This window comes from Micromonospora sp. LZ34 (assembly GCF_052981855.1).
In genome coordinates this window covers 176,178-197,605 of the sequence record NZ_JBRIQN010000004.1, presented here as the reverse complement: position 1 = coordinate 197,605, position 21,428 = coordinate 176,178, and the positions used below count along the sequence as shown (strand labels likewise).

General features: G+C 73.2%; 22 protein-coding genes. 8 read left to right on the top strand and 14 right to left on the bottom strand.

From position 1 onward, the window contains the following. Nucleotides 1-64 precede the first annotated feature (64 nt). The gene (locus ACVCAH_RS07065) at nt 65-1,051 is read right to left on the bottom strand and encodes a 4-hydroxy-3-methylbut-2-enyl diphosphate reductase (protein WP_447135224.1); all 987 of its coding nucleotides are present in this window, start codon (nt 1,049-1,051) and stop codon (nt 65-67) included. Nucleotides 1,052-1,275: 224 nt separating this feature from the next. On the opposite strand from ACVCAH_RS07065, the gene xseA reads away from it, so the two are divergent. Then, nucleotides 1,276-2,496 (top strand): exodeoxyribonuclease VII large subunit, encoded by a 1,221-nt coding sequence (gene xseA / locus ACVCAH_RS07060; protein WP_447135223.1) that lies wholly within the window; start codon nt 1,276-1,278, stop codon nt 2,494-2,496. Between the two features lie 37 nt (nt 2,497-2,533). Then, entirely contained in the window at nt 2,534-2,746 is a 213-nt protein-coding gene (locus ACVCAH_RS07055; RefSeq protein ID WP_447135222.1) for an exodeoxyribonuclease VII small subunit, read from the top strand. A 91-nt stretch (nt 2,747-2,837) separates the two neighbouring features. Here the strand turns inward: ACVCAH_RS07055 and ACVCAH_RS07050 are convergent, their stop codons facing one another. Further along, nucleotides 2,838-3,686, bottom strand: a complete 849-nt coding sequence (locus ACVCAH_RS07050; protein ID WP_447135221.1) for a hypothetical protein — start codon at nt 3,684-3,686, stop codon at nt 2,838-2,840. Between the two features lie 310 nt (nt 3,687-3,996). Next, nucleotides 3,997-4,746 (bottom strand): DUF4245 domain-containing protein, encoded by a 750-nt coding sequence (locus tag ACVCAH_RS07045; RefSeq protein ID WP_447135220.1) that lies wholly within the window; start codon nt 4,744-4,746, stop codon nt 3,997-3,999. A 157-nt stretch (nt 4,747-4,903) separates the two neighbouring features. Here ACVCAH_RS07045 and glpX point away from each other — a divergent pair, with 157 nt between their 5' ends. Then, nucleotides 4,904-5,935: a class II fructose-bisphosphatase gene (gene glpX / locus ACVCAH_RS07040; protein WP_447135219.1), complete on the top strand. Its 1,032-nt coding sequence runs from the start codon at nt 4,904-4,906 to the stop codon at nt 5,933-5,935. Further along, entirely contained in the window at nt 5,932-6,903 is a 972-nt protein-coding gene (locus ACVCAH_RS07035) for a DMT family transporter (RefSeq protein WP_447135218.1), read from the top strand. The genes glpX and ACVCAH_RS07035 overlap by 4 nt, the downstream gene beginning before the upstream one ends. 37 nt (nt 6,904-6,940) lie before the next feature. Here ACVCAH_RS07035 and ACVCAH_RS07030 read toward each other — a convergent pair whose 3' ends face one another. After that, a complete protein-coding gene (locus tag ACVCAH_RS07030; protein ID WP_447135217.1) occupies nt 6,941-7,858 on the bottom strand; it encodes an NAD-dependent epimerase/dehydratase family protein in 918 nt (305 codons plus the stop codon). 141 nt (nt 7,859-7,999) lie between these two features. Between ACVCAH_RS07030 and ACVCAH_RS07025 the strand changes: the two genes are divergently transcribed. Next, nucleotides 8,000-8,692, top strand: coding sequence for a TetR/AcrR family transcriptional regulator (locus ACVCAH_RS07025; protein WP_447135216.1), 693 nt, complete (start codon nt 8,000-8,002; stop codon nt 8,690-8,692). Nucleotides 8,693-8,706: 14 nt separating this feature from the next. On the opposite strand, the gene ACVCAH_RS07020 is transcribed toward ACVCAH_RS07025, so the two are convergent. The 6 genes from ACVCAH_RS07020 to ACVCAH_RS06995 form a co-directional block, all read right to left on the bottom strand. Further along, nucleotides 8,707-9,675, bottom strand: coding sequence for an NAD(P)/FAD-dependent oxidoreductase (locus tag ACVCAH_RS07020; protein WP_447135215.1), 969 nt, complete (start codon nt 9,673-9,675; stop codon nt 8,707-8,709). Between the two features lie 115 nt (nt 9,676-9,790). Further along, entirely contained in the window at nt 9,791-10,444 is a 654-nt protein-coding gene (locus ACVCAH_RS07015; RefSeq protein WP_447135214.1) for a rhomboid family intramembrane serine protease, read from the bottom strand. 111 nt (nt 10,445-10,555) lie between these two features. After that, nucleotides 10,556-11,242 carry an aggregation-promoting factor C-terminal-like domain-containing protein gene (locus ACVCAH_RS07010; protein WP_447135213.1) on the bottom strand — a complete coding sequence of 229 codons (687 nt, stop codon included), beginning with the start codon at nt 11,240-11,242 and terminating at the stop codon, nt 10,556-10,558. A 277-nt stretch (nt 11,243-11,519) separates the two neighbouring features. Next, nucleotides 11,520-12,935 (bottom strand): PhoH family protein, encoded by a 1,416-nt coding sequence (locus ACVCAH_RS07005; RefSeq protein WP_447135212.1) that lies wholly within the window; start codon nt 12,933-12,935, stop codon nt 11,520-11,522. A gap of 425 nt (nt 12,936-13,360) precedes the next feature. After that, nucleotides 13,361-13,693: a hypothetical protein gene (locus ACVCAH_RS07000; protein WP_447135211.1), complete on the bottom strand. Its 333-nt coding sequence runs from the start codon at nt 13,691-13,693 to the stop codon at nt 13,361-13,363. 31 nt (nt 13,694-13,724) lie between these two features. Continuing rightward, nucleotides 13,725-14,069 (bottom strand): hypothetical protein, encoded by a 345-nt coding sequence (locus ACVCAH_RS06995; protein ID WP_447135210.1) that lies wholly within the window; start codon nt 14,067-14,069, stop codon nt 13,725-13,727. A 264-nt stretch (nt 14,070-14,333) separates the two neighbouring features. Between ACVCAH_RS06995 and ACVCAH_RS06990 the strand changes: the two genes are divergently transcribed. The 3 genes from ACVCAH_RS06990 to otsB all read left to right on the top strand — a co-directional run bounded on the left by ACVCAH_RS06990 (nt 14,334) and on the right by otsB (nt 16,182). Next, nucleotides 14,334-14,774 carry a helix-turn-helix domain-containing protein gene (locus ACVCAH_RS06990; RefSeq protein WP_447135209.1) on the top strand — a complete coding sequence of 147 codons (441 nt, stop codon included), beginning with the start codon at nt 14,334-14,336 and terminating at the stop codon, nt 14,772-14,774. A 161-nt stretch (nt 14,775-14,935) separates the two neighbouring features. Then, nucleotides 14,936-15,289 carry a hypothetical protein gene (locus ACVCAH_RS06985; protein ID WP_447135208.1) on the top strand — a complete coding sequence of 118 codons (354 nt, stop codon included), beginning with the start codon at nt 14,936-14,938 and terminating at the stop codon, nt 15,287-15,289. A gap of 68 nt (nt 15,290-15,357) precedes the next feature. Continuing rightward, a complete protein-coding gene (gene otsB / locus ACVCAH_RS06980; protein WP_447135207.1) occupies nt 15,358-16,182 on the top strand; it encodes a trehalose-phosphatase in 825 nt (274 codons plus the stop codon). 42 nt (nt 16,183-16,224) lie between these two features. Here the strand turns inward: otsB and ACVCAH_RS06975 are convergent, their stop codons facing one another. The 4 genes from ACVCAH_RS06975 to ACVCAH_RS06960 all read right to left on the bottom strand — a co-directional run bounded on the left by ACVCAH_RS06975 (nt 16,225) and on the right by ACVCAH_RS06960 (nt 21,167). Beyond that, nucleotides 16,225-16,995: an isoprenyl transferase gene (locus tag ACVCAH_RS06975; protein WP_447135206.1), complete on the bottom strand. Its 771-nt coding sequence runs from the start codon at nt 16,993-16,995 to the stop codon at nt 16,225-16,227. Between the two features lie 31 nt (nt 16,996-17,026). Next, complete coding sequence (locus ACVCAH_RS06970) at nt 17,027-18,169, bottom strand: geranylgeranyl reductase family protein (RefSeq protein WP_447135205.1); 1,143 nt, start codon at nt 18,167-18,169, stop codon at nt 17,027-17,029. Between the two features lie 240 nt (nt 18,170-18,409). Continuing rightward, nucleotides 18,410-19,285 carry a hypothetical protein gene (locus ACVCAH_RS06965; RefSeq protein WP_447135204.1) on the bottom strand — a complete coding sequence of 292 codons (876 nt, stop codon included), beginning with the start codon at nt 19,283-19,285 and terminating at the stop codon, nt 18,410-18,412. Nucleotides 19,286-19,322: 37 nt separating this feature from the next. Beyond that, nucleotides 19,323-21,167, bottom strand: coding sequence for a phosphoenolpyruvate carboxykinase (GTP) (locus tag ACVCAH_RS06960; protein WP_447135203.1), 1,845 nt, complete (start codon nt 21,165-21,167; stop codon nt 19,323-19,325). Nucleotides 21,168-21,428: the final 261 nt, after the last annotated feature.

Here is a 21,428-nt window from a genome sequence, read left to right as displayed (position 1 = left end):
GGCCGGGCCGGCAGTCGGCCGACCCGTCCCGCACCGGGCACCGCCGGCGCCTCGGCCACCGGCGTCAGCCGCGGGCCGCCGCGGCCTTCATGTCGCGCTTGAGCTCCTGCGGCAGGGAGAAGGTCAGCCGCTCGTTGGCGGTGACCACCTCCTCCACGTCGGTGAAGCCGCGCGCCGCGAGGTGGGTCAGCACGTCCTGGACCAGTTCGTCGGGGACGCTCGCCCCGGAGGTCAGCCCGACCGTCCGGGCCCCGGCCAGCCACGCGTCGTCGATCTCGTCGGCGAAGTCGACCAGGTGACCGGCGCGCGCGCCGGCGTCCACGGCGACCTCGACGAGGCGTACCGAGTTGGAGGAGTTGCGCGAGCCGACCACGATCACCACGTCGCAGTCCGGGGCGATTTCCTTGACCACGTGCTGGCGGTTGGAGGTGGCGTAGCAGATGTCGTCGCTCGGCGGCGACTGGAGCAACGGCAGCCGCTGCTTGAGCCGGGCCACCGTCTCCAGCGTCTCGTCGACCGAGAGCGTGGTCTGGGAGAGCCAGACGACCTTGCTCGGGTCGCGGACGGTGATCTTGTCGGCATCCTCGGGGCCGTCCACCAGCTGGATGTGCTCCGGGGCCTCGCCGGAGGTGCCGATGACCTCCTCGTGCCCCTCGTGGCCGATCAGCAGGATGTCGTAGTCCTCGGCGGCGAACCGCTTGGCCTCCTGGTGCACCTTCGTCACCAGCGGGCAGGTCGCGTCGATCGCCTTCAGGGAGCGCGCCTTCGCCTGCTGGTAGACCTCGGGGGCCACGCCGTGCGCGGAGAAGATGACGGTGGCGCCCTCCGGCACCTCCTCGTTCTCCTCCACGAAGATCGCGCCCTTGGCCTCCAGGGTGCGCACCACGTGCTTGTTGTGCACGATCTGCTTGCGCACGTAGATCGGGGCGCCGTAGAGCTTGAGCGCCTCCTCGACGGTCTGCACCGCGCGGTCGACCCCCGCGCAGTAGCCGCGGGGCTTGGCCAGGAGCACGCGCTTGCCGGCCCGGGAAGTCGCTTCAGCCTGAGTCACCCGCCCATCGTACGTGCCGGCCCGGAGACCCACAGCGGCTGCGACCGTCGCCACAGCCGCCGCCCGGGGCTGGCTGGCTGAGCGGACCGGCAGCGCGCACGGCCACCGGAGACGGACATTCCGGTACGAGAGGACCCGCGCACCGGTGATCCTTCGACATCGACATCGCCGCCAACCCCATGATCGACGAAGGCCCCGTCGGGGGTGGGCCGTAGGGTGGGCGGGTGAGTACGGGCGAGGTGGGGCGGAGCACGTCCGAGGAGCCGTGGCCGGTCCGGGTGGTGAGCCAGAAGGTCAGCGCGTGGATCGCCCGGCTGGGCTGGGTGTGGGTGGACGGTCAGGTGGCCCAGATCAGCCGCCGCCCGGGTGCCACCACCGTCTTCCTCACCCTGCGCGACCCGTCGGCCGACCTGAGCCTGACCGTCACCACCAACCGCGACGTGCTGGACGCCGGCGCGCCCGAGCTGCGCGAGGGCGCCCGGGTGGTGCTGCACGCCAAGCCCGAGTTCTACGCCGCCCGGGGCACGTTGAGCCTGCGCGCCGACGAGATCCGCCAGGTCGGCCTCGGTGAGCTGCTGGCCCGGCTGGAGAAGCTCAAGAAGCTGCTCGCCGCCGAGGGGCTCTTCGACCGGGCCCGCAAGCGCCGCCCGCCGTTCCTGCCCAACCGGATCGGCCTGATCACCGGCCGGGCGTCGGCGGCCGAGCGGGACGTGCTGACCAACGCCCGGCGGCGCTGGCCGGCGGTGGAGTTCCGCACCGTCAACGTGGCGGTGCAGGGGCCGAGCGCCGTGTCGCAGATCGTCGACGCGCTCAAGGTGCTGGACGCCGACCCGAGCATCGACGTGATCATCATCGCCCGGGGCGGCGGCAGCATCGAGGACCTGCTCCCCTTCTCCGACGAGGCGCTCTGCCGGGCGGTCTTCGCCTGCCGTACGCCGGTGGTGAGCGCGATCGGCCACGAGACGGACGCGCCGCTGGTCGACTACGTCGCCGACCTGCGCGCCTCGACGCCCACCGACGCGGCCAAGCGGATCGTGCCCGACCTCGCCGAGGAGGTACGCCTGATCGGCCAGGCCCGGTCGAGGCTGGAGCGGGCGGTCCGCAACCTGGTCGACCGGGAGCAGCACCGGCTGGACCTGCTCCGCTCCCGGCCGGTGCTGGCCCGGCCCCAGGTGATGGTCGACCAGCGGGCCACCGACCTGACCGCGCTGCGCCAGCGGGCCGGGCGCTGCCTGGACCACCGCCTCGGCGCGGCCGGCGAGGACCTGCGGCACACCCTGGCCCGGCTGCGCGCGCTCTCCCCGGCCGCCACGCTCGACCGGGGGTACGCGATCGTGCAGCGCGCCGACGGCCACGTGGTGCGGGCCGCGTCCGAGGTGGGCAAGGGTGAACCGGTGCGGGTGCGACTGGCCGAGGGCGAGCTGGCCGCCACGGTCGACGGGTGACCCGGGGTCGGAAGCGCGATGTGGTGGGATGGCAGCGATGACTGACGAGAAGAACGACGAGCGGCTCAGCTACGAGCAGGCCCGCGCCGAGCTGGCGTCGGTGGTCGAGCGGCTGGAAGCCGGCGGCACGTCGCTGGAGGAGTCGCTGGCCCTCTGGGAGCGCGGCGAGGCGCTCGCGGTGATCTGCCAGCGCTGGCTCGACGGCGCCCGGGCCCGCATCGACGCCGCCCGCCAGGACGCCACCTCCTGACCTGCCGGGCATGGAGTTGTGGTGGACGGTAACGGGCGCTTCGCGCCGGCCGTCGCCGCCCACCACAACCGCATGACCGTCAGAGCGGGGTTCAGTTGAAGAGGTTGTAGAGCTCCGGCGGAGCCTCGACCACCTGGCCCGCCGGGGGCTTCTGGGCGGCGGCGGCGTTGCCGTAGTCGGAGTACGTGATCCGGATGTCCTGCGCCTTGCTCTGGCCGGCGGCCGGGAGCTGGATCACCAGCTCGCTGAGCCGCCCCTGCGGGTCGAGCTTCGCGGTGAACGGCACCGACTGCGCCTGCGCGCCGAGCGCGGTGATCACCGTGGGGTCGATGGAGCCGGCCTCGGCGGCCTTCGACACGTCGATGGTGCCGGCGTAGCTGCCCTCGCCGGTCTGCCGCACCTCGGTGATGCCTTGGGTGAGCACCTCGCTACCGGCCGGGTCGAGCTTGTCGAAGTCGAAGCCGAGGTTCCGGTTGCCCTTGATCCGGGTCTGGTCGAGGTGCTGGTACTTGCCGAGGTTGAGCTTCTGCACGGCCGGCAGGCTGCCGGCGGTCTTGCCGCCCAGTTCCACCTTGACCCAGCTGTCCGGCCGGGCGTGGATGAGGTCGAGCTTCATGAACAGGTCGTCGGTCGGCGCGCCGACGGTCACCCGCATCTCGGCGCTCTGGCTCGGCTCGTGCACCTGCCCCTCGGCGGTGGACCCGGCGCCGGACATGCTGAACCGGAAGTTGCCGTTGCTGATCTCGCGGGTGGAGTTGAGCAGCGCCTGCTTGGCGTCACCGGGCACCGGGGACGCGGCGCCGGAGGGGGTGCCGGACGCCGACACGGTCGGGGTGGCGGACGAGCCCGCCGAAGGGGTCCCGGTGGCGTTGCAGGCGGCGAGACCGGGAGTGAACAACGCGGCGGCCACCAGACCGGCGCTCAGTCGTCGAACAGTCATCTGTGTCTCCCAAGGGGGTCACCCGACGCACCTGGCGGCGGCCGGAAACCTTGCGGCGCAGCACCACTGCCGGCTGCGTCGCGCGGGCCCGAGCCGCCCGAGTCGGCCGGGTCCGCTCCTCTCCTGTTCCCTGCCGTCGCGTCGCACAATCACCGGTCTGTCCGGTTACCCCGGCCGGGTGACCCGGGACGGCAGCCGCGCCACCTGCCGGGCGCGCCACCGGTCCGCGGCGGACCTGCGAGAACCGCCTCCGGAACGCGGAAAACGGGGCGGCCGCGGCCGCCCCGTTTCCCAACTGGGCGCTGGCGGGTCAGCGCAGCGAGGTGGCGAGGTGCCGCAGCTCGTTGTCCCGCGCGTCGCCGACCACGATCACCGTCCGGGTCGGCTCCAGCAGCACCAGCGCCTGCTCGTTGCCCCGGGCGGTGTACCGCTGCCAGGTGCGCCCGCCCAGGTCGGTCTGCCCCTGCGGCTGCCCCTGGTCGGTCAGCTCGGTCGGCAGCAGCCGCTCCGCGGGCACACTGCTCTGCACCAGCTGGGCGCCCCGCCCCTCCGGGGTGAGGTAGCCCAGGCGCAGGGTCGACCCGCCCTCGACGGTCTGGAAGTTGGCGCTGACCGTACGCCAGCCGTCGCCGAGATCGGCCGGGACGCCCACCGGGAACGCGTCGGCCGCCCGGGCCGACTCGATGGCCGGCGCCGGGTCGACCGTGACCGGCTCGTCGCCGCCGAGGAAGCCCCGGTAGAAGGCGAGCAGCAGGGCGATCGGGATCAGCAGCACCAGCAGCGAGATCGCCATGTCCTTGGGCGAGCGCTCCGACTTGCCCGCGTCCACCCGCGGCGGCGGGGCGGGGACCTCCCCGGTCTCCGCGGCGCCGACGGTCGGCGCGCCGGGGCCGGCCGCCGGCTCCCCCTGCGGTACGGGGGCGGCCGGGCCCGGCTCGACCAGAGCCGGCTCGCCGGCCGGGGCGGCGGCGGGGGGTCGGCCGCCCTCCCGTACCGGCGGCTGGCCGTCCGGCGGGGTCGAGTCGGCGGGTACGCGGTCGGCAGGCTGTGCGGGTTCCACCCCGCCATCTTCCCGCACCGCCCGACCGGCGGTATCCGGGCCATCACCGCCCCGCCCCGGCGCCGGGTCGGCCATCGTGTGAGGATCAGCGACAAACCGGCAGCGGCGACACCGAACGCTGCCGACCCACCCCGCACCGTCGCGAGGAGGAGCCGTCATGACGAACACCAGGACGCGGATCCCACAGGATCTCGACCGCAACCTTGCCCTCGACCTGGTCCGGGTCACCGAGGCCGCGGCGATGGCCGCCGGCCGATGGGTCGGTCGGGGCGACAAGGAGGGCGGCGACGGGGCCGCCGTCGACGCGATGCGCAAGCTGATCAACTCGATCCCGATGCGGGGGGTCGTGGTGATCGGCGAGGGCGAGAAGGACAACGCGCCGATGCTGTTCAACGGCGAGGAGGTCGGCGACGGCACCGGCCCGGAGGTGGACGTCGCGGTCGACCCGATCGACGGCACCACCCTGATGAGCAAGGGCATGCCCAACGCCCTGGCCGTGCTCGCGGTCGCCGAGCGGGGCGCGATGTTCGACCCCAGCGCGGTCTTCTACATGGAGAAGCTCGCCGTCGGCCCGGTCTACGCCGACGTGGTGGACATCAACGCCGGGGTGGCCGAGAACCTGCGCCGGATCGCCAAGGTCAAGGGGACCGACATCTCCGAGGTAACCGTCTGCGTCCTCGACCGGTCCCGGCACGACGACCTGGTCGCGCAGATCCGCCGGACCGGCGCCGGCATCCGGTTCATCTCCGACGGCGACATCGCGGGCGCCATCGCCGCCGCCCGCGGCGAGTCGGACGTCGACGTGCTAATGGGCATCGGCGGTACGCCGGAGGGGATCACCGCCGCCTGCGCGCTCAAGTGCATGGGCGGGATGATGCAGGCCAAGCTCTGGCCGCGCGACGACGAGGAGCGGGAGAAGGCGCTCGCGGCCGGGCACGACCTGGACCGGGTGCTCACCACCGACGACCTGGTCACCGGGGACAACTGCTTCTTCGTGGCCACCGGGGTCACCTCCGGCGACCTGCTGCGCGGGGTGCGCTACCGGGCGGGCGGGGCGTACACCCAGTCGATCGTGATGCGCTCGAAGAGCGGCACCATCCGGGTGATCGACTCGTACCACCGGCTGGAGAAGCTGGCGCTCTACTCGGCCGTCGACTTCGACGGCCGCCCGCTGGCCGAGCAGGAGTGAGCGCCGCCGGGACGACGGTCCGACCCGTCCTGCCGGCGAGCCGCCGGATCCTCGGGGTGGGACTGGCGACCGCCTCCGGGGTCGCCGTGGCCGTGCAGTCCCGGATCAACGGCGAGTTGGGCGTACGCCTGGCCGACGGGATCGCCGCCGCGGTGGTCTCCTTCGGGCTGGGTCTGCTGGTGCTGCTGGTGCTGGTCCCCGCCACCCCCGGTGCGCGGCGGGGGCTGGCCGCCCTACGGCGGGCGCTGGCCACCGGCGAGCTGCGGCCGGTGCAGTGCCTGGGCGGGGTCTGCGGCGCGTTCCTCGTGGCCACCCAGGGCCTGACCATCGGCGCCCTCGGCGTGGCCGTCTTCACCGTGGCGGTGGTCGCCGGCCAGTCCGGGAGCAGCCTGGCGGTGGACCGGGCCGGGGTCGGCCCGACCGGCCGGCAGCCGATCACCGGCCGGCGGCTGGCCGGCGCCGCGCTGACCGTGGTCGCCGTCCTGCTCGCTGTCGGCGACCGGTTCGGCGATCCGGCCGCACTGGCGCTGGCCGTGCTGCCGCTGCTGGCCGGGGTGGGAATCGCCTGGCAGCAGGCGGTCAACGGCCGGGTGCGGGTGGCCACCGGCAGCGCGCTGACCGCCACCCTGGTCAACTTCACCGCCGGCACGCTGGCCCTGCTCGTCACGTTCGCCGTCGACGTGGCGGTACGCGGCCGCCCGGCCGGCGGGTTCCCGGCCGAGCCCTGGCTCTACCTGGGTGGCCCGATCGGCATCGTGTTCATCGCGGTCGCCGCCGCGATCGTCCGCTTCACCGGCGTGCTGCTGCTCGGCCTGGCCACCATCGCCGGGCAGGTCGTCGGCGCCGTCCTGCTCGACGTGCTGCTGCCCACCGAGGCGTCGCACCCGGGGCCGGCCACCCTCATCGGCGCCGCGCTGACCCTGGTGGCGGTGCTGGTGACCGCGCTCGGCCCGGCGCCCCGCCGCTGAGCCCGGACGGGCTCGCGGCGGGTGAGCGCGGCGCGGGTCAGCGGCGCAGGGCTCCGACGGTCTCCTCGATCGCCCGGTCCAGCGAGGTCGGCTCGACGCCGAGGGTCGCGGTGGCGGCGGTCGAGTCCATCAGGAACGGCCGGTCGAACTGGTAGGCGGTCTCGCGCAGCTCCCGGACGAACGGGTTGGCCAGGCCGCCGAGCCAGAGCACCGGGTAGGGCATCCGGGTCAGCTTCGGCGCGGGCGCGCCGACCAGCGCCGCCGCGCGGGTGGCCAGCTCCCGCATGGCGGCGGCGGGCGGGCTGGGCACGTGCCAGGCCCGACCCCAGGCTCGCGCGTCGGCGGCGGCGGCGACGAGGGTACGGGCGACGTCCGGGATGTACGTCCAGGTGTGCGGGGCGTCCCAGTCGACCGGGAGGAAGACCCGCTGCCCGGCGATCACCCGGGGCAGCACCAGCATCGCCAGGGACATGCCGTCGACGCCGAGGTAGTCGGAGCCGCGCACTTCGGTGACCCTGGCCCGGCCGGCCCGGTGGGCGGCCAGCGCGTCGGCCCACATCCGGTTGCGCACGCGGCCCTTGGTGCCGCTGGCCGCGGGCGGGGTGCGCTCGGTCATCGGGGCGTCGACCGGCCCGTAGCCGTAGAGGTTGCCGACGGTGGCGAGCACCGCGCCGGTCCGCTCGGCGGCGGTGAGCAGCGCGCCGGCCAGCGGCGGCCAGTCGGTGGCCCACCGGTGGTACGCCGGGTTGGCGCAGTTGTACAGCGCGTCCGCGCCCTCGACGAGCGCGGTGAGCCGCTCTGCGTCGGCGGCGTCGGCGGCGACCCGCTCGACCGCGGGGTGTTCCGGCCCGGCGCCCCGGCGGGTGATCACCCGGACGCGCTCACCCCGCTCGGCAAGGAGACGGGCGGTGGCCGTACCGACCGGACCGGAGCCGACGATCACGTGCAGCGACATGGGAATGCCTTTCGAAGCGGGGATACGAACTGAGAGCACCGCTCTCGCTTGCCGACACCAGCATGACCGCTCACCCGCCGATCAGTCAAGAGCAGTGCTCTCTATTTTGATTGCCGCTCTGATTCGTGGCAGAGTGGTCCCATGCCCGCTTCCTCGATCCGCGCCCGGGTCCGCGCCGAGATGATCGACGAGATCAAGGCGGTGGCCCGGCGGCACCTGGCCACCGACGGCGCCAACCTCTCGCTGCGGGCGGTGGCCCGCGACATGGGCATGGTCTCGTCGGCGATCTACCGCTACTTCCCCAGCCGCGACGAGCTGCTCACCGCGCTGATCATCGAGGCGTACGACGCGCTCGGCGCCGCGGTGGAGGCGGCGGACGCCGGCTGCGACCGCCTCGACCTGCGCGGACGCTGGCACGCGGCCTGCCGGGCGGCCCGCGGCTGGGCGCTCGCCCACCCCGCCGAGTACGCGCTGCTCTACGGCAGCCCGGTGCCCGGTTACGCCGCCCCGGACGACACCGTCGGGCCGGCCCAGCGGCCACCGTTGGTCCTGGTCGGCATCCTCCGGGACGGGTGCGCCGCCGGCCGGATCGACCCGCCGCCGGCCACCGAGCCGGCCGGCCCGCTCCGCGCCGACCTGGCGGAGATGGCCGCGCTGCTGGGTGGCGGCCTGCCCGAGGCCCTGCTGGCCCGGGGCATGGCCGGCTGGACCCAGCTCTTCGGGCTGATCAGCTTCGAGCTGTTCGGCCGGATCAACCGCACGCTGCCGCACCGGGACGACTACTTCCACCACCAGATCGCCCTGATGGCCGACCTGATCGGGCTGCCCCGCTGACCCTCGCGGGCGCGTCAGGTGCCGTCGGAGGAGTGCCCGGGGAAGAGGTGCGCGCTCGGGTCGATGACCACCGCCGCGTTGTTCACCGCGGTGGCGGCCTCCCCGAACCCGGTCGCGATCAGCCGCACCTTGCCCGGGTACTCGGTGATGTCGCCGGCCGCGAAGACCCGGGGCAGGTTCGTCGCCATCGCGCTGTCGACCACGATGTGCCGGCGGTCCAGCCGCAGCCCCCACTCGGCGAGCGGCCCGAGGTCGGCGGTGAAGCCGAGCGCGGCGATCACGACGTCGACCGGCAGGGTCTCCGCGGCGCCGCCGCGCACGGTGATCTCGGCACCGGACACCACGCCGTCGCCGTGCAGCCGGGTCACCTCGGCGTTGACCACCACCCGGACCGGCAGCGCCAGCACCCGGGCGACCGTGCCGGCGTGCGCCCGGAACTTCTCCCGGCGGTGCACCAGGGTCACCGACCGGGCCAGCGGCTCGAGGGTCGACGCCCAGTCGAACGCCGAGTCACCGCCGCCGACGATCAGCACGTCGCGGCCGGCCAGCTCGGCCGGCTGCGGTACGAAGTAGACGATCCCGGCGCCGACGAAGTGCTCGGCGACCGGCAGCGGGCGGGGCGTGAAGCTGCCCAGCCCGCCGGTGATGAGGACGGCGCCGCAGCTCAGCTGCTCGCCGCCGGCCAGGCCGAGCACCGGACGCTCACCGGCGTAGCTCAGCTTCTCGGCCCGGGTGCCGAGCAGGTAGAGCGGGTCGAACGGGGCGGCTTGGGCGACCAGGTTGGCCACCAGGTCACGCCCCTTGACCACCGGAAAGCCGGCGACGTCGTAGATCAGCTTTTCCGGGTACATGGCGGTGATCTGGCCGCCGGGCTCGGGCAGCGCGTCGACCACCGCGACGGAGAGCCCCCGGAAGCCGGCGTAGTAGGCCGCGAAGAGACCGGCCGGACCGGCCCCGATCACCGCGACATCGACCTCGCGCATGGGCGTACCGTCGCTTTCCGCTCACGGATCTACGCGTGCTGATCCCGACGGTAGGGCCGCCGGCGGGTCCGGGCAAGCACGTCCCACCGCCGCGCGGATCGCGTCGGCGGCCTGGTCAGGGCAGGGTGAGCGAGGACTCGGAGTGGTACGGGCCACCCAGGTCGGGGCGGCGGCGCCGGAAGACGATCGCGGCCACCACCCCGCCGAGCAGCCCGAACAGGTGGCCCTGCCAGGAGATCCGCTCGTCGGTCGGGAGGATGCCGACCAGCTGCCAGCCGTAGAGGAGGCCGACCAGCAGGAAGACCGCGAAGTTCCACCAGCTGCGTTCGACGATGCCCCGGGTGAGCAGGATGCCCAGGTAGCCGAAGATCACCCCGCTGGCGCCCACGACCACCGAGTTGGACGAGCCGGTGAACCACACGCCGAGCCCGCTGACCAGCACGATCACCAGAGTGGACCAGAGGAACCGGCGGGCCCCCGCGGCGAGCACGAAGGTGCCGAGCAGGATCAGCGGGATGCTGTTGCTGTAGAGGTGGTCGAAGCCGTGGTGCAGGAACGGCGAGAAGAAGACCCCGTCCAGCCCGTCGATGCGGTGCGGGATGATGCCGGCGGCGGCGTCGAGCCCGAAGGCCAACCCCTGGTCGGCGGCCTCGACGAGGAAGAGGAACGGCACCACCGCGCACATGGCGACGAAGGCCCGGCCGAGCGCGGCGTAAAACGCCTCGGTGCCGAACCGGTGCGGGTCGCCGCTTCCCGGGAGCAGGGTCACCCTCCAATGGCTATCAGCAATCGCCGGCCGCCGCCACTCGCGGCCCGCACCGCGGACGCGAGACGGCGGCGGGGCGGGTGGTAGGCCACCCGCCCCGCCGACCGCGGTCGATCAGTACCAGCCCACGTCCTGTGAGTGCGCCCACGCCTTGCACGGGGTGCCGTAGCGGCCCTCGATGTAGCCGAGGCCCCACTTGATCTGGGTGGCCGGGTTGGTCCGCCAGTCGTCGGCGACCGAGCCCATCTTGCTGCCCGGCAACGCCTGCGGGATGCCGTACGCCCCGGAGGAGGAGTTCTCGGCCTTGTGGTTCCAGCCGCTCTCCTTGTCCCAGAGCTTGTTCAGGCAGGGGAACTGGTCGATCTCGAAGCCCGCGTCGAGCATCAGCGCGCACCCGACCTCGCGGTTGCCGCTGAACTCGGCGCAGGACGCCGGGATCGGCCCGTCGTACGGCTTCGACTCCGCCGCCTTGCGTTCGGCTTCCTCCCGGGCCTTCTTCCGGGACGCCGCGGCGGCCTCGGCCTCGCGGGCCCGCTCGGCGGCCTCCTTGGCGGCCGCGGCGGCCCGCAGCTTGGCCTGGTACTCGGCGGCCCGCTGCTTGGCGGACTGCATCTGGTGGGCGGCCTGCCGCTCGCGCTGGTAGTCGAACTCGGCCTGCTCGACCGCGGCTCCGGCCTGCGCGGTCAGGCCCTGCTGCTGGGTCTCCCGGTCTTCGCCCAGGTAGAAACCGCCGGCAACGCCCACGGAGAGCAGCGCGACAGCGGCCGTGCGGGCGCCGAACCGGCTCCACAGCCGACTCACGAAGTGGTCCCTTCGTCGGGGGCAAGGACACGGCACGAAGTCGCCCTGGTCGGGCGGTCCACGCCGTGAGCGCCGGCGGCCCTGCGCCGGTGGAAACCGGCTCGACGGGCCGCACCGTCGGGGCGTCCGCCGTGTGACGAACGATCACCAACGATCTTTCCGGTGCGTGGGCGCTCGTGGGACACGATCGCGCACAGTGAGGCTGATGGGAAACCAAGAGCCCCAATTGTGACTTGCGCCACTAAAAAAATGCGGACAAAGTACTACGAAACGGCCATCAGGTGGGGATGTCCTCCAGCAGATCCGTCACCATCGCGGCGATCGGAGAACGCTCCGAACGGCTGAGCGTGACGTGCGCGAAGAGCGGATGCCCCTTCAGCGCCTCGATGACCGCGGTCACCCCGTCGTGCCGGCCGACACGGAGGTTGTCCCGCTGGGCGACGTCGTGGGTGAGCACCACCCGCGACCCCTGGCCGATCCGGGACAGCACGGTCAGCAGCACCCCGCGCTCCAACGACTGCGCCTCGTCCACGATCACGAAGGCGTCGTGCAGGCTGCGGCCCCGGATGTGGGTCAGCGGCAGCACCTCCAGCAGGCCGCGCGAGGTGACCTCCTCCAGCACGTTCTCGTGCACCACCGCGCCGAGGGTGTCGAAGACCGCCTGCGCCCAGGGCGACATCTTCTCCGACTCCGAGCCGGGCAGGTAGCCCAGCTCCTGGCCGCCGACGGCGTACAGCGGCCGGAAGACGATCACCTTCTTGTGCCGGCGGCGCTCCATCACCGCCTCCAACCCGGCGCAGAGGGCGAGCGCCGACTTGCCGGTGCCGGCCCGGCCGCCCAGCGAGACGATCCCGATCGACTCGTCGAGCAGCAGGTCGAGGGCGATCCGCTGCTCGGCCGAGCGGCCGTGCACGCCGAACGCCTCCCGGTCGCCGCGGACCAGCCGTACGGTCTTGTCGGGCAGCACCCGGCCGAGCGCCGAGCCCCGCGCGGAGTGCAGCACCAGGCCGGTGTGGCAGGGCAGGCCGGCGGCGGCGTCCAGGTCGAGCACCTCACCGGCGTAGAGCCGGCCGATCTCCTCCTCGGCCAGCTCGAGTTCGGACATCCCGGTCCAGGTGGGGTCGCTGGCCTGGCCGTGCCGGTACTCGTCGGCGCGCAGGCCGACCGAGGCGGCCTTGACCCGCAGCGGCATGTCCTTGCTGACCAGGGTGACCTCGCGCCCCTCGGCGGCCAGGTTCAGCGCCACGGAGAGGATCCGGGCGTCGTTGCTCTCGTTGCGGAAACCGGGCGGCAGCACGCCGTCGTCGGTGTGGTTCAGCTCGACCCGCAGCGTGCCGCCGGCGTCGTTGGCGGGCACCGGCCGGTCCAGCCGGCCGTGCCGCACCCGCAGCTCGTCCAGCATGCGGAGGGACTGCCGGGCGAACCAGCCCAGCTCGGGATGGTGCCGCTTGCCCTCCAGCTCGGAGATGACCACGAGCGGCAGCACCACTTCGTGCTCGGCGAACCGGTGGAAGGCCGCCGGGTCGGAGAGCAGCACCGAGGTGTCCAGGACGAAGGCCTGGCCTGCTGGTCGGGGCTCCTTGGGGTCGGCCGGCGCGGCGGCCGCCGTACGGCGGTTCCGGGTGGCGCGGCGGGTCGTGGCAGTCGCGGCCGGGGTCTGGTCGGCACCGGCGGTGGTACGGCGAGTCGTCACAGGCCTGCTCCGGCGGATGGGCACCCGGCCACCCGCGTTCCGCCTCGTCCGGTGCCCGGGGACACGGGGTCGGATGCGGGCCCCGTGTGCGAGGTCGCAGGTCCGGGCGGGCCGGCTGACCCGGGACAACCCCGGGCCATGCCTAGACGCTAGCGGCGTGCGACCGTCCCGGCTAGGGGGCGATCGTGGATCTCTGGTAACGCTCCCGTCAACGACGTGTGACCCCGGGCATGCGACGCACGGCGGGGCGACCCGGCGGGCGGGCACGGCGGAACCGGCCGGGATGCATGCCCCCTGCGCGCATCCCGGCCGGCGGGACCACCGTCACCGGTCTGACGTGGCCCCGACGGTGCGTGTCCGCCGCGGACGACGCACCGTGCCCTGGGTCCGGCCGGCGGGGCTCTCGGGTACCCCGTCGACCGGGCTCAGCCGGTCCGTCGGACGAGGGTGCCGGTCGGGTGCCGCCCGGTGACCGGAGCGGCCGGCGCCGTGAACGACGAGCCGGTGTACGTGGTGCCGGGACGGACCACCGTGGCACTGACCCGGGTGGTCGACGGCGGGGTCGACAGCGCGGAGGCGATGGCCGCCTGGGCGTCACGGCGGCGTCGGTTCCAGGCGCCCCGGTCGCCGTCGAAGTAGCCCTGCCGGTAGCCGAACCGGTAGCCGATCCGATAGCTGAGCTGACCGTGCAGCCGCCCGGCCGCGTAGCTCGTCGAGCCGAGCAGGAGGACGAGGAAGACCGCGAGGAAGGGGCTCATCGGGCGGCTCCGGCCGGCCGCGCGTACCGGGTCATCGCTCCTCCGGCTCGACCGAGGCGGGATCGGCGACCAGGAGCCGGTCGAGGTCGTCCGTGCTGACCTCCTCGACCAGCTCGACGCTGATCCGGCAGCCGTCGAGGACCACCTCGGCCGCCGACGAGCGGCGGATCTCGCCCCCGGCGTCGTACACCCGCACGCTGAGCTCCGGGCAGCCGAGGTGGGTACGCCAGGCGTTCCACTCGGCCCGGTCGGCGACGCTGAGGGAGAGAAACCGGCAGCCCCGGGCGAGGTAGAGGCGCCACGGCGCGCTCAGCCCCGCGGCCACCCCGTCGGCGATCAGGGCGAAGGCCTGGGCGCGGGTAGCGAGCTCAGTCACCACACCCCCCTCGCGCCGGGGGCGTGACGCATGTGAGCACTGATCGTCTCAAGCACGTGACACACCGTAGGTTGTCTCATGAGCGTGACAGTATCAGCTTTTCGTCCGTTTACCCCCGCACCTACGGTCATCTATTCTGCCCGCGTGACACCCCTCGAAAACGGCGCTGGATCGTTAACGCCAAACCTGAAGATCCCGTCACGTCCACGTGACAGGAGTGTGCCGGGCCGCCCACCGGCGGCGAACTGGCCGTACCGTCACGAGGTGACCGAGACGGCCAACGCACGGAAGATCGCCTTCGCCACCTTCGTCCGCCGCGCGCTCGACGAGGCGCGGGCCACCCGGGCCTGGAGCGGCACCGAGGTCTCCCGACGCACCGGAGTCTCCCGGCAGACCATCAACCGGTGGGTGCGCGGCGACTGGGCCAGCGACCCGGAGGCGGAACGCGTGGTGGCGTTCTGCGAGGGGCTGGGCCTCGATCCGGCCAACGCCTTCGCCGCGCTCGGCTGGGACCGGGCCGCCCGCCCGCGCAGTACGCCGACCCCGCCGCCGATGGACCCGGACGTCGAGGCGTTGCTGCGCCGGCTGGTCGACCCCAACGTCTCCGACGCGGAGAAGTTCCACATTCGGGAAACCATTCGTTACCTCGCATACCGGCCGACCCTTCCGGTCGATGTCCGAAAACGAGGTAAACAAGCCGGCTAGTTCTCAGATAGCGAAAGAACAGCAGGTCAGACTCATTCGTTTCGCTCCGGGGCCGGAACGGGCGCGCTAGCGTCCCTATTCGTACTGCTTGGGCTCGTCGTCGGCGGGGGGACGGGACAAGGCCGAACCCAGCCCTGCGGGACAGAAGGAGGGGTCTGTCCATGACCCTGAAATGGTTGGCAGTCGTAGTGGCCACCGTGTCGTTGACACTGTGCGCGACTGGGAACGCGGTGACCCTCGCGGTCGACGGCGGGCAGCTTCCCCTGCTCGTCAATCTCTTCGCGCTCACCACCGCCGGCACCGCGGTCATCCTGGCCGTCATCGCCGAGCTGCACGACCGGCTGAACGACCGGGTCAGCGCGCTCACCGAGTTCATGGTGGCGCGACTCAACGAGATCGAGGCACACACCGGCGACCGCAACACCGGCTTCGTGGAGGGCTACCTGCTCAGCCACGGCCAGGAGGCGGCCGTGGTGCCGTTCGGGCGCCGGGGACGGGGAGCCGCCGAAGGCTGAGCTGAACCGCGCCAGGTCGCTCTTCCGGCCGAGGAATGACCCCTCGGAGCCGGGGTACGCTGTCGCGCGTGCCGCCGTTGAATCTGGGCAACCAGCAGCCGAGGACCCCGTTGGACGTCGACCAGGCGTGGCGAACGACCGCCCCCCGGGCGGCCGAGACCGTGCTCTTCTTCGACTTCGACGGAACCCTGGCCCCGGTGGGCGACGACCCGACCGCGGTGCTGCCGGCGCCGAAGGTGATCGAGGCGATCGAGGCGCTCGCGCCGGCGGTCCGGCGGATCGCGATCGTCTCCGCCCGCCCGGTGGAGTTCCTCCGCGACCACTTCGGCGGGCTCACCGGCGTCGACCTGTACGGCCTCTACGGGCTGGAGCACAGCCACTCCGGCGGTGGGACGGTGACCGAACCCGCCGCGCTGCCCTGGGTGCCGACCATGGCGGAGCTGGCCGACCAGGCCCGGGCCGAGCTGCCGCCAGGCGCCCTGGTCGAGTACAAGCGGCTCTCCGTGGCGCTGCACTACCGCACCGCGCCCCAGCTCGCCGCCGTCGTCGAGGAGTGGGGCCGGGCCCAGGCCGAGCGGCTCGGGCTGCGGATGCAGGCCGGGCGGATGGTGCTCGAGCTCAAGCCCCCGGTCGACCGGGACAAGGGCATGGTGATCGGCGAGGTGGTCCGGGACGCCGGGGCGGCCTGGTACTTCGGGGACGACGTCTCCGACATCAAGGCGTTCGCGGCGCTGCGCGCCCGGAGCGCCGCCGATCCGGCGTTCTTCGCCGTCTGCGTCGCCGTCGCCAACCCGGAGACCGGGGACGAGGTGGCCTCCGCCGCCGACGTCACCATCGACTCCCCCGCCGCCCTCGGCGACTTCCTCACCCAGGCCGCCGAGCACCTGGCCTGACCGCACCCCGCCGCCCACCAACGGGCCGGGCGCGCGGGAGGGTCAGGCGCCGTAGCGACGTTGGCGGTTGGCGTACGAGCGCAGGGCGCGGAGGAAGTCGATGTGCCGGAAGTCGGGCCAGTTGAGTTCGCAGAAGTAGAACTCGGAGTGCGCCGACTGCCAGAGCATGAAGTCGGACAGCCGCTGCTCGCCGCTGGTGCGGATGACCAGGTCGGGGTCGGGCTGGCCGCGGGTGTAGAGGTGCTCGGCGATGTGCTCGACGTCCAGCACCTCGGCCAGTTCCTCGATGGTGCCGCCGGCGGCGGCGTGCTCCAGCAGCAGCGAGCGCACCGCGTCGGTGATCTCCCGCCGGCCGCCGTAGCCCACCGCGATGTTGACCTCGGCCCCGCCGCTGCGCTCCCGAGTGCGTTCCTCGGCCGCCTTGAGCGAGGCGGCGGTCTGCGCCGGGAGCACGTCGAGCGCGCCGACCATGCGCAGTCGCCAGGGGTTGCCCTCCTCGGCCAACTCGACCACCAGGCGCTCGATGATCTCCAGCAGCGGGTCGAGCTCGCTGGCCGGCCGGCGCAGGTTGTCGGTGGCGAGCAGGTAGAGCGTGACGTGCGCGATGCCGGCCTGATCGCACCAGCCCAGCACGTGCTTGATCTTGGCGGCGCCGACCCGGTGCCCGTCGTTCGGGTCGACGAAGCCCATCTCCTTGGCCCACCGACGGTTGCCGTCGCACATCACGCCGACGTGCCGGGGCACCGGCTTGCCCGCGAGCTTCGCCGTGAGCCGGCGCTCGTACACCGAGTAGATAAGGTTCCGCAGCGTCATCACCTTGCAGCGTAGCGACCCACCGGACCGATCACGGCCCCGGAGCCCGTTCCCACGCCGGCAGACCGATGCCGATCATGCCCAGCGTACGGGCATCCAGCCGGCCGTCACCCAGCCCCAGCTCGACGATGGTGCGGTAGACCCGGTCGTCGCGGGTGGCCGCCCGGACCGCCGCGTCGACCACCCGGCGACGCCGGGCCAGCCAGGCCGCGACCGAGCTGTGCCGCAGGTGGGTGCCGAGGCGGCCACGCAGCGCGGCGGCGTACCGGCGGGCAGCCTGCTCGGGCGCCCCGGCCGCCGCCGCGCCGGCCAGCGCCCCGGAGAGCAGGGCGTAGAAGATCCCCTCGCCGGTGAACGGATTGATCAGCGAGAGCGCGTCGCCGGCGAGCACCACCCGGCCCCGGCCGGGCGACGGGCGGTGCGTCGACAGCGGCAGGTGGTGGGCGCGCAGACCGGTCACCGCGCCCGGGTCCGTCCCGGGCAGCAGCGCGCCGAGCCGGTCGAGCAGGTGGGCCCGGGTCAGCGGCTCGCCGCGCAGCACCTCCCCGTACCCGACGTTCGCCCGGCCGTCGCCGATCGGGAACGACCAGGCGTACGCCGGCCAGCGCGGCGCCGAGGTGACGATGAGCTGCTCGGGCGGGCCGGGCAGCGCCGGGGCGTACCCCCGGATGGCCAGCGCGAGGTGCCGGTCGGGGTTCACCGGGTGCCCGAGCGCCCGCCGGACCACCGACCCGGCGCCGTCCGCGCCGACCACCGCCCGGGCGGCCAGTTCCCCGTCGAGCACCACGCGGTCGGCGCGGACCTCGACCCGACGCACCGCGTGCCGGCGCAGCCGCACGCCGGCCGCCACCGCCGCCGCCACCAGCCGGGCGTCGAAGACCGTCCGGGGCACCGTGTACGCCGGCCGCGGCAGCGTCCGGGCCACCGCGCCGCCACCGGGACCGACCAGCCGCAACGCGGGCAGCGGCGGATACCCGGCGACCGCGTCGCGCACCCCGAGGTCGGCGAGCACGTCCAGCGCGTGCGCGGCGATGCCGTCCCCGCACGCCTTGTCCCGGGGGAAGTCGGCCCGGTCCAGCAGCAGCACCCGGGCCCCGGACCGGCGGGCCGCCAGCGCCGCGGCCGCCCCGGCCGGGCCCGCCCCGACCACCACCACGTCGAACTCGTCGCTCACCGCGCCCGCCTCCTTCCGGCGGCCGTCGCCGGGCCGGCCGCGATCGACGCCCGATCCCTCCCTCGGCCCCTTTGCTCTGCTTCAACCACCGCACCGAAAGGAGGTCGCGGGTGTTGCGTGGATTGAAGCAGAGCAAAGGCCGAGCGGCAGGGTGGCTGGCCGCCGCGGGCTCGGGCAGGTCGGGCCGGGAGCACCGGGCTCGGCGCGGGCGGCGCGAGGATCCCGAACCGGAGTCGGGCGTCAGGCCGCGGTGGCAGGCTCGGCGCGGGTGGCGTGTTCGGCGCGGGTGGCGCGCCACAGGCCGTACAGGGTCAGGCCGGCCGCCGCGACCAGCGGCCCGCCGTCCCGGACCAGGCCGTCGGCGCCGAGCAGCCAGCCGCACAGCGGCAGGTCGACGGCGAGCACGACGAGGGTGACCACGACCAGCAGGGTGCGGGCCCACCGCTTGCCCCGCATGAGGAAGGCGGTGCAGAAGAGCACCACGTAGCTGGTCGCGATGCCCGCGGCGAACCAGAACAGCACCGCGGGCGCGGCGATCAGCCGGCCGTCCAGGATGGCGGCGGCGGCCACCAGCGCCGGGACCAGCATCAGCGGGCTGTAGGTGAAGGCGGCGACCCGGCTGGTCAACAGCCAGCCGCTGACCTGCGGGCGCCGGGGCGGCGTCTCCCGCCAGGAGATGCCCGCCCGGTCGATGACCAGCCGCGGCCGGTGCCGCACCAGGTGCCCGGCCAGCGCCGACGAGCGGTAGAGCAGCCAGACCACGCTCGCGCAGAGCGCGGTGAGCACGGCGAAGCCGACCAGCCCGGGCAGTGGCGGCACCCCCTGCCGGGGGACGACCAGCCGGCCGACCGCGAAGACCGTGGTCACCGCGAGGATCAGCCCGAACGGGCGGGCCACCGTCCGGCCGCGACGGACGTGCCCGATCAGCAGCAGGAAGCCCAGCGACCGCAGCATCGCCCAGCCGGTCCGGACGGCCAGTCCGAAGCCCTGCTCCGGGGCGTACCACCAGTTCAGCAGCTCGACCACGACGGTGGCCGCCGCGGTCAGCGCGAGCAGCGCGGTCAGCGCCCGGACGGCGGACGGCCGCCGGACCTCGGTCTCGGCGGCCGTCCTCATGGGATCCGATGGTGCCCGGTACGGGCAACCGTCACACCTACTTCCGCGGCTGCTCCGCGTCCAGCCGGGCCCGCAGCGCGTCCAGCTCGGCCCAGAGCACGCCGGGCAGCTTGTCGCCGAACTTCTCGAACCACTCGGTGACCAGCGGAAGCTCGTTGCGCCACTCCTCCGGGTCGACCTTGAGCGCGATCCGGACGTCCTCCGGGGTCATGTCCAGACCCTCGACGTCCAGCGCGTCCTGCGCCGGGACCATGCCGATCGGGGTCTCCACCGCGTCGGCCCGGCCCTCGATCCGCTCGATGACCCACTTGAGCACGCGGGAGTTCTCGCCGAACCCGGGCCAGAGGAAGTTGCCCTCCGGGTCCTTGCGGAACCAGTTGACGTAGTAGATCTTGGGCAGCTTGGCCTCGTCGCCGTCGACGCCCTTGCCCATCTCGATCCAGTGCCGGAAGTAGTCCCCGGCGTGGTAGCCGATGAACGGCAGCATCGCCATCGGGTCGCGGCGGACCACGCCGACCGCGCCGGAGGCGGCGGCGGTGGTCTCCGAGGAGAGCGTCGCGCCCATGTAGACGCCGTGCACCCAGTCGCGCGCCTCGGTGACCAGCGGGACGGTGTCCCGGCGGCGGCCACCGAAGAGGATCGCGTCGATCGGCACGCCGTTCGGGTCGTAGTAGTCCTCGGCGAGGATCGGGCACTGGGTGATCGGGGTGCAGAACCGGCTGTTCGCGTGCGAGGAGAGGCTGTCGCTCTCCGGCGTCCAGTCGTTGCCCTTCCAGTCGATCAGGTGCGCCGGCGGCTCGCCCATGCCCTCCCACCAGATGTCCCCGTCGTCGGTCAGGGCCACGTTGGTGAAGATGGAGTTGCCGCGGTCGAGCGTGCGCATCGCGTTGGCGTTGGTCTTCCAGTCGGTGCCCGGCGCGACGCCGAAGAGGCCGTACTCGGGGTTGATCGCGTAGAGGCGGCCGTCCGGGCCGAACCGCATCCAGGCGATGTCGTCACCGATCGTCTCGACCTTCCAGCCCGGGATGGTCGGCTCCAGCATGGCCAGGTTGGTCTTGCCGCAGGCCGACGGGAAGGCGCCGGCGATGTGGTAGACCCGGCCCTCCGGCGAGGTGATCTTCAGGATCAGCATGTGCTCGGCGAGCCAGCCCTCGTCCCGCCCCATCACACTGGCGATCCGCAGCGAGTAGCACTTCTTGCCGAGCAGCGAGTTGCCGCCGTAGCCGGAGCCGAACGACCAGATCTCCCGGGTCTCCGGGAAGTGCGAGATGTACTTCGTGTCGTTGCACGGCCACGACACGTCCTGCTGGCCGGGGGCGAGCGGGGCGCCGATCGAGTGCAGCGCGTGCACGAAGTCGGCGTCGTTCCCCATCGCCTCGAGGATCTTCGAGCCCATCCGGGTCATGATGCGCATCGAGGCGACCACGTACGGGCTGTCGGTGATCTCCACGCCGAACATGGGGCTCTCGGCCTCGACCGGGCCCATGCAGAAGGGGATGACGTACATCGTCCGGCCGCGCATCGACCCGCGGTAGAGCTCCGTCATCGTCTGCTTCATCTCGGCCGGCGCCATCCAGTTGTTGGTGGGGCCGGCGTCCGCCTCGTCGACGGAGCAGATGAAGGTGCGCTCCTCGACCCGGGCGACGTCCGTCGGGTCGGTCCGCGCGTAGAACGAGTTGGGCTTCTTCTCGGGGTTGAGCCGGATCAGGGTGCCGGCCTCGACCAGTTCGTCGGTGAGCCGACGCCATTCCTCGTCGGACCCGTCCACCCAGACCACCCGGTCGGGGGTGGTCAGTTCGGCGACCTCACGGACCCAGGCGAGAAGTTTGGGGTGGGACGTCGGGGCCTGATCGATACCCCGAACGGTAGCCGGAGCAACCATGACACATCTCCTTGTGGTCGACGCTGACCGGTCTATGGGATGCACGAGTCTCGGCGGCGCGATGCGTCACCTTCGTGGAAACCTGGGATTGGGCTCAGCGTAAACCGGTGGACCTCGCCAGTCAGTGGTACTGGTTGTGAAGAACTGCACAAGGTACGGCCACGCTGCGGCATCACGAGCTAATACCCGCTTTCGCGCGCAGTTTCACGCAAATCCTGTCGCGCACCCTCGATCGGCGGCGGATCACCGGACCCGCCGGGC